General features: G+C 43.2%; 19 protein-coding genes. All 19 read right to left on the minus strand.

The genetic code is table 11. The features are described 5' to 3' along the window. Window position 1: 1 nt before the first annotated feature. The 19 genes from GFC28_RS05890 to fliI are packed head-to-tail and all read right to left on the minus strand — an operon-like array spanning window position 2 to window position 15,827. Window positions 2-871: a MinD/ParA family protein gene (locus GFC28_RS05890; protein ID WP_044746124.1), complete on the minus strand. Its 870-nt coding sequence runs from the start codon at window positions 869-871 to the stop codon at window positions 2-4. Further along, window positions 868-2,004: a flagellar biosynthesis GTPase FlhF gene (gene flhF / locus GFC28_RS05895; protein WP_044746125.1), complete on the minus strand. Its 1,137-nt coding sequence runs from the start codon at window positions 2,002-2,004 to the stop codon at window positions 868-870. Before flhF ends, GFC28_RS05890 begins: the two co-directional genes overlap by 4 nt. Further along, window positions 2,001-4,040, minus strand: a complete 2,040-nt coding sequence (flhA, locus tag GFC28_RS05900; RefSeq protein WP_044746126.1) for a flagellar biosynthesis protein FlhA — start codon at window positions 4,038-4,040, stop codon at window positions 2,001-2,003. Before flhA ends, flhF begins: the two co-directional genes overlap by 4 nt. A 36-nt stretch (window positions 4,041-4,076) precedes the next feature. Further along, window positions 4,077-5,159 carry a flagellar biosynthesis protein FlhB gene (gene flhB / locus GFC28_RS19220; RefSeq protein WP_044746127.1) on the minus strand — a complete coding sequence of 361 codons (1,083 nt, stop codon included), beginning with the start codon at window positions 5,157-5,159 and terminating at the stop codon, window positions 4,077-4,079. Further along, entirely contained in the window at window positions 5,160-5,933 is a 774-nt protein-coding gene (gene fliR, locus GFC28_RS19225; RefSeq protein ID WP_044746128.1) for a flagellar biosynthetic protein FliR, read from the minus strand. A gap of 5 nt (window positions 5,934-5,938) precedes the next feature. Then, entirely contained in the window at window positions 5,939-6,208 is a 270-nt protein-coding gene (gene fliQ / locus GFC28_RS05915; RefSeq protein ID WP_044746129.1) for a flagellar biosynthesis protein FliQ, read from the minus strand. 21 nt (window positions 6,209-6,229) lie between these two features. After that, complete coding sequence (fliP, locus tag GFC28_RS05920; RefSeq protein ID WP_044746130.1) at window positions 6,230-6,895, minus strand: flagellar type III secretion system pore protein FliP; 666 nt, start codon at window positions 6,893-6,895, stop codon at window positions 6,230-6,232. Further along, window positions 6,888-7,565 carry a flagella biosynthesis regulatory protein FliZ gene (gene fliZ / locus GFC28_RS05925; protein ID WP_044746131.1) on the minus strand — a complete coding sequence of 226 codons (678 nt, stop codon included), beginning with the start codon at window positions 7,563-7,565 and terminating at the stop codon, window positions 6,888-6,890. The genes fliP and fliZ overlap by 8 nt, the downstream gene beginning before the upstream one ends. 20 nt (window positions 7,566-7,585) lie before the next feature. Then, on the minus strand, window positions 7,586-7,945 hold the full coding sequence (locus tag GFC28_RS05930; protein ID WP_044746132.1) for a chemotaxis protein CheY: 360 nt from the start codon (window positions 7,943-7,945) through the stop codon (window positions 7,586-7,588). Window positions 7,946-7,966: 21 nt separating this feature from the next. Next, a complete protein-coding gene (gene fliY / locus GFC28_RS05935) occupies window positions 7,967-9,178 on the minus strand; it encodes a flagellar motor switch phosphatase FliY (RefSeq protein ID WP_044746133.1) in 1,212 nt (403 codons plus the stop codon). After that, window positions 9,168-10,169, minus strand: a complete 1,002-nt coding sequence (fliM, locus tag GFC28_RS05940; protein ID WP_044746134.1) for a flagellar motor switch protein FliM — start codon at window positions 10,167-10,169, stop codon at window positions 9,168-9,170. The genes fliY and fliM overlap by 11 nt, the downstream gene beginning before the upstream one ends. A gap of 22 nt (window positions 10,170-10,191) precedes the next feature. Beyond that, window positions 10,192-10,614, minus strand: coding sequence for a flagellar basal body-associated protein FliL (gene fliL, locus GFC28_RS05945; RefSeq protein WP_044746135.1), 423 nt, complete (start codon window positions 10,612-10,614; stop codon window positions 10,192-10,194). Beyond that, window positions 10,607-10,828: a flagellar FlbD family protein gene (locus GFC28_RS05950; RefSeq protein ID WP_044746136.1), complete on the minus strand. Its 222-nt coding sequence runs from the start codon at window positions 10,826-10,828 to the stop codon at window positions 10,607-10,609. The genes fliL and GFC28_RS05950 overlap by 8 nt, the downstream gene beginning before the upstream one ends. 44 nt (window positions 10,829-10,872) lie before the next feature. Then, the gene (gene flgG / locus GFC28_RS05955; protein ID WP_044746137.1) at window positions 10,873-11,670 is read right to left on the minus strand and encodes a flagellar basal body rod protein FlgG; all 798 of its coding nucleotides are present in this window, start codon (window positions 11,668-11,670) and stop codon (window positions 10,873-10,875) included. Window positions 11,671-11,701: 31 nt separating this feature from the next. Continuing rightward, entirely contained in the window at window positions 11,702-12,145 is a 444-nt protein-coding gene (gene flgD / locus GFC28_RS05960) for a flagellar hook assembly protein FlgD (protein WP_044746138.1), read from the minus strand. A gap of 12 nt (window positions 12,146-12,157) precedes the next feature. Beyond that, on the minus strand, window positions 12,158-13,417 hold the full coding sequence (locus GFC28_RS05965) for a flagellar hook-length control protein FliK (RefSeq protein WP_044746139.1): 1,260 nt from the start codon (window positions 13,415-13,417) through the stop codon (window positions 12,158-12,160). Between the two features lie 16 nt (window positions 13,418-13,433). Next, complete coding sequence (locus GFC28_RS05970; protein ID WP_044746140.1) at window positions 13,434-14,051, minus strand: MotE family protein; 618 nt, start codon at window positions 14,049-14,051, stop codon at window positions 13,434-13,436. 8 nt (window positions 14,052-14,059) lie between these two features. Next, the gene (gene fliJ / locus GFC28_RS05975) at window positions 14,060-14,503 is read right to left on the minus strand and encodes a flagellar export protein FliJ (protein WP_044746141.1); all 444 of its coding nucleotides are present in this window, start codon (window positions 14,501-14,503) and stop codon (window positions 14,060-14,062) included. 7 nt (window positions 14,504-14,510) lie between these two features. Further along, window positions 14,511-15,827, minus strand: coding sequence for a flagellar protein export ATPase FliI (fliI, locus tag GFC28_RS05980; protein WP_044746142.1), 1,317 nt, complete (start codon window positions 15,825-15,827; stop codon window positions 14,511-14,513).

A 15,827-nucleotide genomic window follows, 5' to 3' on the forward strand; every position in this document is an offset into this window, starting at 1 on the left:
TCTACCTTTCTAAAAAAAGTTGTCTAAGCTTGGCAAAAAAGCTTGCTGGGCGAGAAACGCTCGATTCGTCAGCCGTCTGGTCAGATAAATAACGATCTGTAAGCTCCACCATTGCACGGCTTATTTTGGTGGAAGGATCCAATAACAAAAAAGGGGTTTGTCTTGCTACCGCTTTAGAAACGATACGGTCTTCCGGCAACACTCCCAAGCCCGTCACCTCTCTCCTGAGAAAACGCTTCATCGCATTTTTTAGGCGTTGCAGTGTTTCTCGGCCTTCCTGGTCTGTCTGGGCACGATTAACAACTAAGTAAAACGGAATTTCTTTTTCTTGTAAATGAATATATTTCATGGCTGCATAAGCGTCAGTAATGGAAGTCGGCTCAGGTGTTGTAATGACAAAAATCTCATGAACCGCCATCAGCAGCTGTAAGCGATCCTCCGAAATCCCCGCCCCCATGTCAAAAATGAAATAATCGTACTGCTCGGAAACCAGCTGGAGCTGTTCTATAAAATAAGCCGTTTTCTCTTGATCCATTGTAAAAATTTTGGTTAAACCCGTTCCTCCAGCAATAAATGATAGATTGCCTGGTCCTTTTTTAATAAGCTCTTCAATCGAAACATGGCGTTCAAATAAATCAATAATCGTTGTGGAAGTGGATTGTCCAAGTAAAATATCAATATTCCCCATACCGATGTCCATATCGAACAACAGCACATGAAATCCACGCTTCGATAGAGTAAGAGCAAAATTTAATGAAAAGTTTGATTTTCCAACGCCGCCTTTTCCGCTCACTACAGCAATTGCTTTCATCGCTTTTTTTTGATTCATATGATTCAACAATCGGCGTAAGCTTTCTGCCTGATCTCTCATGATGACTCGACCCCAAGCAACATATTGACAATTTTTTCAGGCGATGCTTCAATAATGTCGTCTGGGACGTTTTGACCATTTGTCAAGTAGGCAGCCCCAATTTGATAATCTGTCATTAAATTATACATCGCCCCGTAGTGACTTGTTTCGTCCAGTTTTGTAAAAATAAAACGATGGATTTTAATAAGCGAAAATTGCTCGCAAATTTCTTTCATGTCCGTCCATTTTCCTGTTAGCGAGAGGACAAGATATGTTTCCATTTCTTCATCAAAATCCATCACCTCTTGCAAATCCTGGACGTATTGGCGATTTCTAAAATTACGCCCCGCTGTATCGATCAATACGAGATCATATGAAGCAAATTTATTTTTCGCCTTCCGAAAATCTTCCATGTTATAACAAACCTCAAGCGGCACGTTTAAAATTTTGGCATATGTTTTTAATTGATCGATCGCCGCAATACGATAGGTATCAGTCGTAATAAAGGCTACTTTCTTATGGTGCTTCAACACGCCATTGGCAGCGATCTTCGCTAATGTCGTTGTTTTCCCGACACCAGTCGGCCCCACTACATTTACATATTTCCGCTGAAAAGAGAGACCCCCGAATGATAGATGCTCAAGTTTGTTCTGTAGAATTTCCTTCACCCATATCATCGCTTGCTTTTTTGTAGCTGTTTCACGATGCAAATACCATTTTTCAACGGCTTCAGCCATGATCTCTTGCCGAAGCGCACTGGATAACTCCTGCTGAGCTAGCCTTTCATTTACTTCATTTAACGGCTGCGGATACACCGCGAAATGAGTGGTGACATTTGTTGATAACTGCCTCAGCATTTCCTTCATTTCATTTAGCTCATGCAGTAACGCGCCATCCTGAGTTTTTGTTTCCATCGATTTAAACGCTCCAGAGTTCAGTTGAACGTGCTTGTGCTTTTTTTCATTTCCAGCCAATCGGACTGGTTTCGGATCAACGGCTGCGATCACCTCGATGTTTTTTTTGGTAAACAGCCCGAAAAATCCTCCCTTATGAACTACCTTCGAATTTAAAATGACGGCATCCTTCCCTAACTCTGCCCGAATCATTTTCATCGCTTCCGGCATTGATGGAGCAATAAATTTTTTGACCTTCATTCAATATCCACCACCCCAACACTTTGGACTTCTACATTTGCCTCTAATTCATTATAGGACAACACTGGAATATGGGGAAAATATCGCTCAGTCAATTGACGTACATACATTCGGACAGCAGGGGAACAAAGTAAGATTGGCGTCTGACTCGTAAAAGCATGCTGTTCGAATTGAACCCCTATCGCTTCTATAATGGCTTGTGACAAAGATGGATCAAGCGATAAGTAATTTCCGTGCTCCGTTTGATGCACTCCTTCAGCAATGGCCTTTTCTACTTTTCCTGACACCGTAATGACTTTTAAAGGTTCTCCTTGTACGACATACTGGCTCGTAATTTGTCGTGCCAGCGCTTGACGCACATATTCCGTTAATAAATCGGCATCGCTTGTCATTCTCCCAAAATCAGCCAATGTTTCAAAAATCACAGGCAAATTGCGAATCGACACCTTTTCCCGCAGCAGCTTTGCTAATACTTTTTGTACATCTCCAACGGAAAGAGGAGTCGGTGTTACTTCCTCGACTAAAATAGGATACGATTCCTTTAGATGATCGATAAGCTGTTTCGTTTCCTGTCTTCCAAGCAGCTCATGCGCATGTGCTTTCAACACCTCTGTTATATGAGTGGAAACAACAGACGGCGGATCAACAACCGTATAGCCAAACATCTCCGCTTGTTCTTTCATTTCCTCGGAAATCCATTTTGCTGGCAAACCAAATGCAGGTTCAATTGTATCAATCCCTTGCACAGAATCATCCTCGACCCCAGGGCTCATAGCCAAATAATGATCGAGCAACAGTTCGCCTTTAGCGACTTCATCGCCTTTTATTTTTAGACGATATTCATTCGGCTGCAGCTGGATATTATCACGAATCCGCACAACAGGGATGACAAGGCCTAGCTCTAATGCCAGTTGTCGCCGAATCATGACAATGCGGTCAAGCAAATCCCCGCCCTGGCTCGCATCGGCTAACGGAATGAGCGCATAGCCAAATTCGAATTCAATGGGATCAACACTTAATAAATTGACCACGCTTTCCGGACTCTTCATTTGATCGATTTCCACTTCTTCCGCTTGCTCTCCCATCGCCGCTTCTTGCTCCTTTTCCACTTTTGTGGAGAAGCGATAGCCGCCAAGAGCGAGCAGGCCAGCAATAGGAATGGTTAACACATCGTTAATCGGAGTAAACAAGCCGAGTAAAAAAATCGTTCCAGCAGTCACATACAGCATTTTTGGAAAGGCAAATAGCTGCTTCATAACATCCGCGCCAAGATTGCTATCTGATGCTGCTCTTGTTACAACAATGCCGGTCGCAGTAGAAATAAGAAGGGCGGGAATCTGACTGACAATACCGTCTCCAACTGTTAGTAATGTATAGCGATGTGCTGCTTCTGATACATCTAACCCTTGCTGTACAACACCAACAACCATACCAAATAACATATTAATAATAACAATGATAATACCAGCGATCGCATCGCCCTTGACAAACTTACTCGCTCCATCCATTGCTCCATAAAAATCGGCTTCTTGTGCTACCTTTTCGCGACGTTGACGCGCTTCCTGTTCAGAAATCATTCCGGCATTAAGATCGGCATCAATGCTCATTTGCTTTCCGGGCATGGCATCCAGAGTAAAGCGGGCTGCTACCTCTGAAACACGCTCTGCCCCCTTCGTAATCACGATGAACTGAATAATAATTAAAATTAAAAATACAACAAAGCCAACAACAACGTTTCCGCCCACGACAAACGTTCCGAATGTTTCAACAACACCGCCGGCCTCGCCTTTACTTAGAATCGAACGGGTCGTCGATACGTTTAATCCTAAACGAAATAGCGTAAGCAGCAAGAGCAACGACGGAAAAATAGAAAACTGCAGCGGCTCGCGCATATTCATTGAAGTAAGGAGGACGAGCAAAGCAAGAGAAATATTAATCATAATTAACAGGCTCAGAAGCCACGTTTGCAGCGGAATAATGAGCATAGCTACAATCAGGACAACCATTAATAATACAGACAAGTCTCTTGCTGACATAATCTTTCGCTCCTTGGATACTTAAATAACAATCTCTTAAATCTTCCGTTTTAAACGATATACATATGCTAATATTTCGGCAACAGCCTTAAAAAATGGTTCAGGAATCACATCGCCAATCTCCGTCTGACTATACAGCGCTCGAGCTAACGGCCGATTCTCTATGGTTACGACATCATGCTCTTTCGCTAGTTGTTTGATCTTCAGCGCAAGATGATCGACGCCCTTGGCAACGACAACGGGAGCATCCATTTTCCCATCCTCATATTTTAAGGCAACAGCATAATGGGTAGGATTGGTAATGACTACGTCCGCTTTTGGCACTTCTTGCATCATTCGCTTCATCGCCATTTCCCGTTGTTTTTGCTTTATTTTAGATTTAATAAGGGGGTCCCCTTCGGTCTTCTTAAACTCATCTTTCACTTCTTGCTTTGACATCCGGATGTTTTTTTCAAAATCAAACCGCTGGTACAAATAATCCAAAAAGGCAAGAAACAAAAGAGCAGCCGATGCGTAAAGCCCCATGCGCACAGCCAAACTAGCTAACGAGCTTAATGTCGTTTCCAGCGATTTAGTAGTCAGCAGCAAAATTTGGTCAAGCTTCAACCATAAAACAAAAAAGGTCACAAAACCGACAATGGCGATTTTTAAAATGGATTTTAACAGCTCTACAATTGAGCGCAATGACAGCATTCGCTTAAAGCCTTGAATGGGGTCTAGCTTGCTCAGCTTCATTTGCAGCGGCTCTGCGGTAAATAAAAAGCCCACCTGCAAAAAATTCCCTAAAAATGCTCCAGCCAACGCTACTAAAAAAATCGGCGCCATAATCCCGGCCAAATTTTTTACTATCGAAAAAAACAGCGCTTGAATGGAGCTTACCGTCACATCTTCCAACATATAGTGCTGAAGCGAATTACGAAAAAGACGCAAAAACGCTTCTTTGTACAGTTCCCCTGAGAATAGCAGAATAACGAACACAAGCAACAGCACAATGGCCGTATTCACATCTGCACTTTTGGCTACTTGGCCTTTTTGCCGAACTTCTTGACGCTTGCGAGGCGTCGCTTTCTCTGTTTTTTCCTCAGCAAAAAACTGCAAATCTAAGCGCAAGCTGCTCATTTACCTGCCCCCTACTAGCTTCATTAAGTCACGCATGGCAACAAACATGGCGTCAAACAAATGCTGGGCAGCGACAAACAAAGCGGTCATCGTGACCATTAACAGAAGAAAGCTCACAATGATCTTCACAGGCAATCCAACGACAAAAATATTAAGCTGAGGTACAGCTCTTGCCACAATTCCTAACGCAATATCCACTAAAAACAAGCAGCCAACGATAGGAGCCGACATTTGAAAAGCAATAATAAACATTTCACTGAATATTTTCAAAATGTACTCCGCGACGTTTCCTTGATCGAATGCAAATGTGTATTGAATCGGAATCCACTGGTAGCTATAAAACACACCATCTAGCAAAACATGATGGCCATTTAATGCTAGCAGCAACAACAGCGCAAAGGTGTACAAATATTGCCCGGTTAATGGGCTTTGCGCTCCTGTTTGCGGGTCAATAACGTTGGCAATGGCAAATCCCATTTGAAAATCGATCAAGCCACCTACAATTTGAATCGCCGACATCATCATATAAGCGGCCAAACCGATAAAAAGGCCAACGGCTACTTCCTTTAAAACAAGCAGTACATACATTTCATCTAGCGCAATCGGCTCTTTTTTCATTCCTAAGAACATTAGCCAGCTGATAAAGAAGGATAAGCCGATTTTATGCACATTAGGAATCGTTCGGTACGAAAATAGCGGCAATGTCGTAAAAAAAGCAGCCACACGGGCAAATATCAGTAAAAATAATGGAAAATAAGACAATACCTGATCCATATTTATCAGCCTATAAATCTTGTTAAATTATTAAAGATGTCATATGCATAGGAAACTAAACGTGACAGCATCCATGGTCCGAAAAAAACAAGACCGAGCAGCACCGCGACAATTTTGGGGACAAATGCAAGAGTCTGCTCTTGAATTTGCGTTGTTGCTTGGAAAATGCTGATGAAAAGTCCAACGGCAAGCGCAAGCAGCAAAAGCGGGCCGCAAACCACTAAAATCATGTATACTCCTCGTTCAGCAAGTTGAATGACGACATTTGCATTCATATTCGCTCACCTACTTTATTTTTAGAAGCTTTCCAATAATGACTTCACCACTAAATACCAGCCATCAACAAGAACAAACAATAAAATTTTAAACGGCAGTGAAATCATCACCGGTGGAAGCATCATCATCCCCATCGACATCAGCACGCTTGCCACGACCATATCAATCACTAAAAATGGAATAAAAATCATAAATCCCATCTGGAAGGCCGTTTTTATTTCACTGATCGCAAACGCAGGCACAAGAGTTGTTAATGGAATATCTTGAACATTTTTCGGTTTGGATGCACCGCTATATGATAAAAATAATGCCAAATCCTTTTGCCGCGTATGCTCGCTCATAAACTCTTTAATCGGCACAGAAGCCCGTTCATATGCTTGCTCTAAATTGATTTTTTGCGCAAACAGCGGCTGAAGCGCTTGATCGTTTACTTGCTTAAACGTCGGCGCCATAATAAAAAAGGTCAAAAAGAGCGCCAATCCAAGCAACACCTGATTGGGCGGCATTTGTTGCGTCCCCAGCGAAGTGCGGACAAACGATAAAACAATGATAATGCGGGTAAAGCATGTCATCATGATTAAAATGCCCGGGGCAATCGACAGCACCGTCAGCAATAACAAAAGTTTGACAGACATTGAGACGTTTTCAGGAGCAACTTGATTAAAAAACTGCATAAATTCATTCATCGGACGTTGTTCCCTTCTGTTCAATCTGCTTTAACAGCTTTTGGCGTTCACGAGCCACTTCTTGCATTTGTTTAGCAAATAACTCACGAAACGATGATTCCCCGGAAGGAGAAGATTCTTTTTTTCTTATCAGACGATTCCACAGCTGAAAAATCTTCGCGTTTGGCTCCAGCAATTGCTGCAATGATTGATTGTGTAGAGATAATAGCTCCTTGATTTCTTTTTCATCCTCAATCTCCTGCAATAGCTGAACAGATTCTCCAACCCCGACCACTAAAATGCGTTTGCCAATTTTTATCACTTGCACTGAACGATTGGTGCCAACGCTTGTTCCGCCAAGATTCTCAATTAAACCGCCACGGCTGGATAGTAAACGCCCGCGCTGATTCATAAATCGCAATAGCCCATAAATAAGCAAAAGAACAAATAGTGTAGCAAAAATGAGCTTAAACACATCCCATACCGTAATAGGGGATGCTGCCGCTGCTTGCGATGATGGTTTGCCTGCGCCGCTCGATTCGGCAGGCTGCTTGTCCTCTTGACATTTTTCCGGATGCTCCAAGCATTGCTTCACAGTCGGAGATTGCTCCGCAAATACAGGCGCTCCTGTTTGCGAAGCAATCATAGCAGTAAACCATACAAACAATAACATGACTCGAACTCGAAACAAATTCGTTCCACCTCTTGCGCTTAGCCCAGCGTTTTATTAATGGCTTCAATGACGCGATCCGCTTGGAACGGCTTGACGATAAAGTCTTTAGCACCAGCTTGAATGGCATCAATGACCATCGCTTGTTGTCCCATAGCCGAGCACATAATCACTTTCGCATTGCCGTCAATTTTTTTAATTTCCTTCAATGCTGTAATTCCGTCCATTTCTGGCATCGTGATATCCATTGTCACAAGATCTGGGCGCGTTTCTTTGTACTTTTCTACCGCTTGAAGTCCGTCTGCCGCTTCCGCTACCACCTCGTGTCCATTTTTCGTTAAAATATCTTTAATCATCATTCTCATAAATGCTGCATCATCTACAATTAATATTTTGGCCATTTCCAACTACCTCCTACATTATCATCTTAAATTTTTTAAGCGGTCACTTTGACTAATGATATCTGTCACGCGTACGCCAAAATTCTCATCAATAACAACGACCTCACCCTTGGCGATGAGTTTGTTATTGACTAGTATATCTACCGGCTCGCCTGCCAGCTTATCCAGCTCAATAATGGATCCGGAGGAAAGATTTAAAATATCTTGTACCGACCGCTTCGTCCGGCCTAGCTCGACGGTGACTTGCAGCGGGATATCAAGAAGCATGTTTAAATTCCGCGCTTCGGCTTCTGCCAACGGCGCTGGCTCAAAGCTTGCGAAATCAGCAGGCTGAACCTGACGCTGTCCAGCCGATGCATATGTGCCAAAATGGTTGGGCGCATACGCTGCCGGCTGTGCCGCATGCGGATAAGGCTGAGCGATCTCTGGTTGAGCCGATGCAGCCGGCTGATCATATGCAGATCCTGGCAGTTGAGAAGATCCCGCAGCTGATGGTGACACAACGCTGCTGGCCGGAGCTGTTTTCGTCTCGATTTTATCGGATACCGACTCACTGGAGCTAGACATTTGCAATAAATTTTGCACTAACTCCTTAGCAAAATCAATCGGTAATAGCTGCATAATATTTGAATCAATTAACGTTCCTATTTTCAAACGGAACGATACCTTCACTAGAACGCTTTCTGGCGGTAAATACTCAAGCCCCTCTCCCTCTTTAATATCTAGCAAATGAAGGCTTGGTGGAGAAATATCTACTTTTTTCCCAAAAATCGTGGACATAGAGGTGGCCGCTGACCCCATCATTTGATTCATCGCTTCCTGCACAGCACTTAATTGGATTTCTCCTAATAAATCCATCGGGTTTTGCCCGTTTCCGCCTAGCATAAGATCCGCAATAATCGCCGCATCTGATTGCTTAATGACAAGCAAATTCGTTCCTAAAAAACCCTCTGTATAATTGACTTGAATCGCCACGTACGGATGCGGAAATTCATTTTCGACATCCTCGCGATGAATGATGGACACGTTGGGTGTCGTAATTTCCACCTTTTGATTTAATAAAACGGAAAGAGCCGTTGCAGAGCTGCCAAACGAGATATTCCCAATTTCCCCCAAAGCGTCTTGTTCCATTGTTGAGAGTACCTCATCAATCGTTGGAGAGTCATTGGCTCCATCCGCTCCGCGCAACAAGGCATCAATTTCATCTTGGGATAACATATCATCACTCATCATTGTTGTCTTCTCCCCCTTTCAATGTATCTAACACTTGCACTGCCAATCGCTTGTTGACTTTTCCTGGCTGACCGATAAATTTCGGAACATCCCCGATTTTAATGATTAAAGGCTGCTGGATCATTTGATCTAATTGAATCACATCCCCAACATCAAGCTGCAAAAATTCCTGGATTGTAATCATCGCCTTCCCTAGCTCAGCAATGACCGGGATTTTGGCGATTTTAATTCCTTGCTCAAGCGATGTTACCTCTTCAGGCACTCTGTCTTTTTTTTGCGTCTGCATCCAATAATGCACAGACAGGCGAGGAATAATGGGCTCAAGCACAACATGTGGAATACAAATATTGATCATTCCGCTCGTTTCAGCAATTTGCGTATTAAGTGAAATCACCACCACTGTTTCATTCGGCGAAACCATTTGCAAAAATTGAGGATTCACCTCAAACTCCGCTAAAATCGGATCGATCTCGATAATGGATTCCCATGCATCCCGCAAATGACTGAACGCTTTTTCGAACAAATTAGACATAATCCGCATTTCAATCTCTGTCAAATTGTCCACTTTATTAATACTTGTCCCGCGTCCCCCCATGACACGATCAAGCATGGCGTAAGCAACATTTGGATTGACTTCCATGACGATATGCCCGTCTAGCGGCGGCACCTCAAAAACGTTTAAAATCGTCATTTTAGGAATGGAACGAATAAATTCTTCATATGGAATTTGATCGGCTGATGCCACCGAAATTTGTACATATGTCCGCAGCTGAGCGGAAAAAAAGGTGGTTAATAATCTTGCAAAATTTTCATGAATGCGCGTAAGGCTACGTATTTGATCTTTGGAGAAGCGAAGGGCGCGTTTAAAGTCGTATACTTTTACCCGTTTGTCCTCTTCTTCTTTTTTTAGCTCCTCTGCATCCATTTCTCCCGTTGATAGCGCCGCCAAAAGGGCATCGATTTCACTTTGTGATAGTACTTCGCCAGACACTGTTTTCACCTCCTAGCCCAAGTTATTGGAGGATGAAGGAAGTAATATAAACTTGCTCCACTTTTCCATCTTGCATAATTTGATTGATTTTCTCTTTTAATCGAGCCTTCAAATGGGTTTTTCCTTGCTCTCCGTTAAAATCCGCCGGTTTCATTTGCGATAGCTGTTCAATAATGATATCTTTCATTTGGAAATCTCGCTTCTCCGCCTCTGCTTTTGCGTCTTCATTGTTCATTTGAATTTTAAAGGAGATTTTAATAAAGCTTCCATCTGCTAGATTGGTTGTAATTTCCGGTACGTCGACAGAGCTTTCTAAAATTTCATCTGCTGTCGGCGCCGTTTGTTGTTTATCGCCTGTAAATTTAAAGATGATGACTAAAGCCACAGCGGCGACTAACGTAATCGTCACCAATATCATCAATGTCACTTTCCATAGCTTACTCATGGTCCTGCCCCTCCACATTTTTAGAAACCCCTAAAATCGAAATTTGCTGATAAAATTCTTTTACCAGCTCTACTACCTCTTTTTCCGACTCACGGACAACAAATTTTTTACCATTCGTCAGCGTAATCGTTGTATCCGGAAAAGCTTCGATTTGTTCTATGTATATCGCATTTAAGGTAAACGATTTTCCATTCAGCCGCGTTAATGTGATCATATGTATTGGGGCACTAGACAGAGCCTAGTGCCCTCCCCCCTTAATTATTTCTTTAGATTGACAAGCTCTTGCAAAATCTCATCCGATGTTGTAATAATGCGTGTATTCGCTTGAAATCCGCGCTGCGCGACAATCATTTCCGTAAACTCTTCCGATAGATCGACATTGGACATTTCAAGCGCACCAGGAACAATTTTGCCTGCTCCGCCTACTCCCGGAGAAGTTAACGTCTCCGCACCAGAGTTCGTTGTTGAGCGGAAAAGATTGTCTCCAACCTTCTCTAATCCATCGTTATTTGCAAATTTCGCTAATTCAATTCGACCAGCAACCTGCAAAGTTCCTGTGTTATCGACGTAGTTTACTGTGCCATCTGAACCAATACTAAGACTTTGCGCTGTTGTTGGGATTTGAATGCGAGTGTTACCATTGCCGAGCAAGTAACGTCCATCAGCGCTAACAATATAGCCTTGAGAATCAAGATAAAAATTTCCTGCTCTTGTGTATAGTCTGTTATTTCCAGAGTTATCACCTAAAACAAAGAATCCATCTCCTGAAATGGCCAAATCAAGCACACGAGCAGTAGGTTGCAAACTTCCTTGCGTCTGAACAGTATCAATTGCCGCAAGCTGCGCCCCTAATCCGACTTGTTTTGGATTCACCCCGCCGTTGTTCGCTGTTGGAGCACTTGCACCCGCGATTTGTTGACTAACTAAATCTTTAAAAATGGTACGGCCCTTCTTAAACCCATACGTATTCACATTCGCAATATTGTTTCCGATCACATCTAATTTCACTTGGAAGTTTTTCATTCCGCTAATTCCAGAATACATTGAACGAAGCATATAATCCCTCTCCCTTGTTCAGATTTATCCATTATGGAGTTTCTACTTTGATAATTTGCTTGTTGGAAATCTCCTGACCATTATCAAGCTCTAAAAAGATTTCATTGTTTCTTTGGGAAACTGATTTCACCATACCGCTCGCTAGATTTTCCGACGTATCGGCCTCATCGCTCGTATCCATCCAATACACTTTTTTGCCTATCATTTCACTATAAAGCAAAATCGCGTTATCGCTTTGCATTTGCATAAATCCTTGCATGGCAGCTGCCAGATTCGTGATTTGCTCCAGCGTGGAGAAATTGGCCATTTGCGCAATAAACTCTTTATCCTCCATTGGATTTAATGGATCTTGATTTTGCAGTTGAACCAGCAAAATTTTTAAAAAATCGTCTTTGCCAAGAACACTGTCTCCCGTCTGCCGCTCCGGAGGCGTATAATTGCTTAACAATAAGTTGGGATCAATGGTATTTGCCATCTTTGACCGCTCCTATGCTTCAATATTTAACAATTCATGAAGAAAAGACTCCTGAAATGGAAGCTCCTTGTCTTGCTCAAACGGCTGGCGCTGTTCTTGATCAGGTTGTCCCTCTCTGTTTCGCTCGTGCTGACTGAATGATTGTTCATAAGAAGGCAACGGTGAGTGTGCGCGCACATCAAATTGCTCGATTGTAATGTGCTGAGCTGGTATCACATGAGCCATTTGCTGGATGTTTGCTTCCATTAGTTCTTTTGCCGAACGGCTTGAGGCGATGATTTTCGCCATCATCTGTCCGTTTTCCTGAACAAGCTTTACTGTCAACGTTCCTAAATGTTCTGGATGAAGGCGAATCACAAGCTGTGATTGTCCATTTCCTAAATTGGTGAATTTACTCGATTTTATAATACTTGTAAATTGCCGGATTAGTTGCTCGCTGCTACCATTAGCCGAGGTGTTCTCAGACAGTGAAATGACCGGCTCTGTATTTTGCGAAAACAGCGTTGGTTGAGCCTGATTGAAAAACGGCTGAGCCATTGTTTGAACATCCCCCTGCTTGTGATTCGCGGCTTTCGTTAACTGAGCCAGCGAATCCGGGTGATATCCGGCAGTCGAGCTGAAGGCTGAAGAAAAGCTGCTAGGTGGAAAGGTCAGCTGATGTGGATAGCTCCCGTTTCGATAGGTGTTGACAGCTGCGGCTGCTCCTCCATTGAAAAGCGCCGAAAAACGGCCATTCCGAGGATCACTGCTCGCTTGCTGAGCCTTTTTGTTTTGCAAGAAATTTACCAATGTTTCTACATTGATCATTGGTCCCAACTCATCGCGATTTGGCTGCAATGACAGCCATTCCTCCAATAACGATATTGGCTCTGCGCCCTGCGCGCTATTGTTCTGCATCCATGTCATTTGTTCTGAGAGCATTTGTTTTATCCATGCAGCCGTTTGCGGAACGCTGGATGGCTGAAGAGAAGCTGGGTTTGTTTCAAACTGCTCATGCAACGTCTGCTGCATATCAGCCGGCAGCAGCAGCAAGAGCAAATCCACCCATTTGGTCAACAGATCGTCTTGGTGTTCATTTCGTTCTATATGGTCTTTTGTTGCCACCTCATTTGCTTTCATGCTGGAATCTGCAGAATCAAACGTCGCCGATTGAAGCAGCTGCTGAAATAAACTTCCTTCTTGTGTTTGTCCTTTTGCGTTCAACGTTTGTGCCTGATCCCCAGAAACCGAAGAAGACGGAAAAAGCGATTGAGTATAAGTGCCAATTCTCATGATCTCCCCTCCTTTCCTAATTATTAGCCGCTTGGGCTGCTTTCGTTAGTAGCGCCGTATATTTAGCTGCTTCTTCCGGAGACATTTTTTCCAGAATAGCGGCGGCCTTCTCGCTGCCTAATATCGCAAGAATGTTAAGCGCCTCCTGATCCGACATTTTCGGAATGATGGCAGCGGCATTTTTCGGTGACATTTCTCCATACATTTGAGCAACATCTTGAACAGTGAGTTTTTTTGCTTCGGTTGTTGGTGATGTGTCGGTCTGCTGCTGGGATTCCAGTTGGGCATTTAACCGTTCAATTTCTTTCTTTAGTGCTTCAATTTCACTCTGTTTATTTTTGACTTCGGTTTCAAGCTTTTTCACTTGTGCCGTTTTTTCTTCGAGCGTAGCTTGCTGCTCCAACATATTCTCCTTTAAAGCCTGCTCAGATGATGGCTGCTTGCTACCGACTAACTGTGAAATCCCTGGAAGATCAGCACCGTACTTTTTGGAGATGTCAAACACATTCACTCCTGCAATCGTGGTAATAATCAGTGCCAATGTGATTGTAAACAATAACGGGATGATGATGACAAACAAGAACCATTGCAGCTTGCTTACTTTTTCCTCTTTTTCCATTTCTTGCTCCTTCATCGTCTCACCTAATTTCTGCGATTCACAAATTGTTGAATGGAGATTTCATCCATCCAGTGATTTTCCATAGTTTGAATAGCTTGAAGCACAGCTGCTATATGCTTGTCTTTCATTTTTTCATATTTTTTTACTTCAATATTCGCTTCAGCTAACTTTGTTTGCTTGAGAAACATTTGCTCACGCGTTTCGATCACAAGCTGCTGATAATGAGAAATGGTGCGCTCCAAATTCATGACAAATTGCCGAAAATGACGAATGTCTTGAATGGGCAATCCATTTTTTAATTTTTGCTTGTACATTTCCTCGTAATCTTCTTTTTGCTTCAGAAAATGGTACAGCTTTTCCGCTGCTTCTTCAAAGCGCTTCACCGCTTCGTTATATTCTCCTAGCGCTCTCTCTTTTTCTTTTTCTCTAATGGTCAATATTTTTTCAAATTTAAACACATGCTCCATGTTTTATTCACCCCGAATGTACAAGCTGAAGCAGTTCTTGAATGCTCTCTTCTTTTGTCAATTTTTCGTGAGTATCTTGTTTTAAAAATGCAAGCAGCTTTGGATAGTAGCGAATGGCTTCGTCAATGTCTTTAGAAGAACCTCTTTTATACGCACCGATATTAATTAAATCTTCCGCGTTTATATAGGTTGAAAGAAGATGACGGAATCGTTCAGCTGCCGCTTTATGCTCTGGCCCAATAATATAATTCATGACACGGCTGATGCTTTTCAAAACATTAATAGCTGGATACTGACCTTTATTCGCCAAGCTTCTCTCAAGAACAAAATGCCCATCTAAAATTCCTCGGACCGTATCAGCAATCGGTTCATTCATATCGTCACCATCTACTAAAACCGTATAAAAAGCCGTAATGGTTCCGTGTTCATTTGTTCCTGTCCGTTCCAGCAATTTGGGCAAAATGGCAAAAACAGAAGGAGTATAGCCCTTGGTTGTCGGCGGCTCACCGATCGCTAGTCCCACTTCCCGCTGCGCCATGGCCACACGTGTCACGGAATCCATCATCAGCATGACATTCATTCCCCTATTGCGAAAATATTCGGCAATAGCCGTTGCGGTATAGGCGCCTTTAATTCTCATAAGCGCAGGCTGATCTGATGTCGCAACCACCACAACGGAACGAGCCAAGCCTTCAGGGCCGAGATCTCGTTCGATAAACTCCCGCACTTCACGTCCCCGTTCGCCAATAAGCGCAATCACATTTAGGTCTGCGTTTGTGTTGCGGGCAATCATCCCAAGAAGTGTACTCTTGCCTACTCCTGAACCAGCAAATATGCCCACACGCTGTCCTTTTCCTACTGTCAGCAAGCTATCGATCAATCTGACTCCTACTTCCACCGGTTCATCAATCGGCGGTCTTGACAGCGGATTAGGCGGCTCCTGCTCAATCGAAATGGAGCGCAGCCCTTTAGGGAGAAGGCTACCATCAAGGGGCTGGCCAAGCGAATCAAGAACCTTGCCGATTAGATCCATTCCCGCTTTTATTTGCAGCGGCTGGCCTGTCGCTTCCACTATGCATCCCGGCGAAATATCTTGAACGGTTGAAAAAGGCATTAAAAGCACATGCTGTTCGCGAAATCCTACCACCTCAGCAGCAATCTTCTGCTTCTTTCTTCCTCCGCCCACATGAATAAAGCAAACATCGCCAATGGAGCTTTCAGGACCTTTTGATTCAATCATTAATCCAATCACGCGCGTTACTTTACCAAATCGCTTATACGAATCAATGGTTTCGATCTCTTGAAAAAGAGCTGGCCAATTCAA

This window comes from Anoxybacillus sp. B2M1 (assembly GCF_001634265.1).
Classification (GTDB): Bacteria; Bacillota; Bacilli; order Bacillales; family Anoxybacillaceae; genus Anoxybacteroides; species Anoxybacteroides rupiense.

Coding starts and splice junctions, on each gene's coding strand:
- GFC28_RS05890 (WP_044746124.1), bottom strand. CDS start 871: ATGAGAGATCAGGCAGAAAGCTTACGCCGATTGTTGAATCATATGAAT.
- flhF (WP_044746125.1), bottom strand. CDS start 2,004: ATGAAGGTCAAAAAATTTATTGCTCCATCAATGCCGGAAGCGATGAAA.
- flhA (WP_044746126.1), bottom strand. CDS start 4,040: ATGTCAGCAAGAGACTTGTCTGTATTATTAATGGTTGTCCTGATTGTA.
- flhB (WP_044746127.1), bottom strand. CDS start 5,159: ATGAGCAGCTTGCGCTTAGATTTGCAGTTTTTTGCTGAGGAAAAAACA.
- fliR (WP_044746128.1), bottom strand. CDS start 5,933: ATGGATCAGGTATTGTCTTATTTTCCATTATTTTTACTGATATTTGCC.
- fliQ (WP_044746129.1), bottom strand. CDS start 6,208: ATGAATGCAAATGTCGTCATTCAACTTGCTGAACGAGGAGTATACATG.
- fliP (WP_044746130.1), bottom strand. CDS start 6,895: ATGAATGAATTTATGCAGTTTTTTAATCAAGTTGCTCCTGAAAACGTC.
- GFC28_RS05930 (WP_044746132.1), bottom strand. CDS start 7,945: ATGGCCAAAATATTAATTGTAGATGATGCAGCATTTATGAGAATGATG.
- fliY (WP_044746133.1), bottom strand. CDS start 9,178: ATGATGAGTGATGATATGTTATCCCAAGATGAAATTGATGCCTTGTTG.
- fliL (WP_044746135.1), bottom strand. CDS start 10,614: ATGAGTAAGCTATGGAAAGTGACATTGATGATATTGGTGACGATTACG.
- GFC28_RS05950 (WP_044746136.1), bottom strand. CDS start 10,828: ATGATCACATTAACGCGGCTGAATGGAAAATCGTTTACCTTAAATGCG.
- flgG (WP_044746137.1), bottom strand. CDS start 11,670: ATGCTTCGTTCAATGTATTCTGGAATTAGCGGAATGAAAAACTTCCAA.
- flgD (WP_044746138.1), bottom strand. CDS start 12,145: ATGGCAAATACCATTGATCCCAACTTATTGTTAAGCAATTATACGCCT.
- GFC28_RS05965 (WP_044746139.1), bottom strand. CDS start 13,417: ATGAGAATTGGCACTTATACTCAATCGCTTTTTCCGTCTTCTTCGGTT.
- GFC28_RS05970 (WP_044746140.1), bottom strand. CDS start 14,051: ATGAAGGAGCAAGAAATGGAAAAAGAGGAAAAAGTAAGCAAGCTGCAA.
- fliJ (WP_044746141.1), bottom strand. CDS start 14,503: ATGGAGCATGTGTTTAAATTTGAAAAAATATTGACCATTAGAGAAAAA.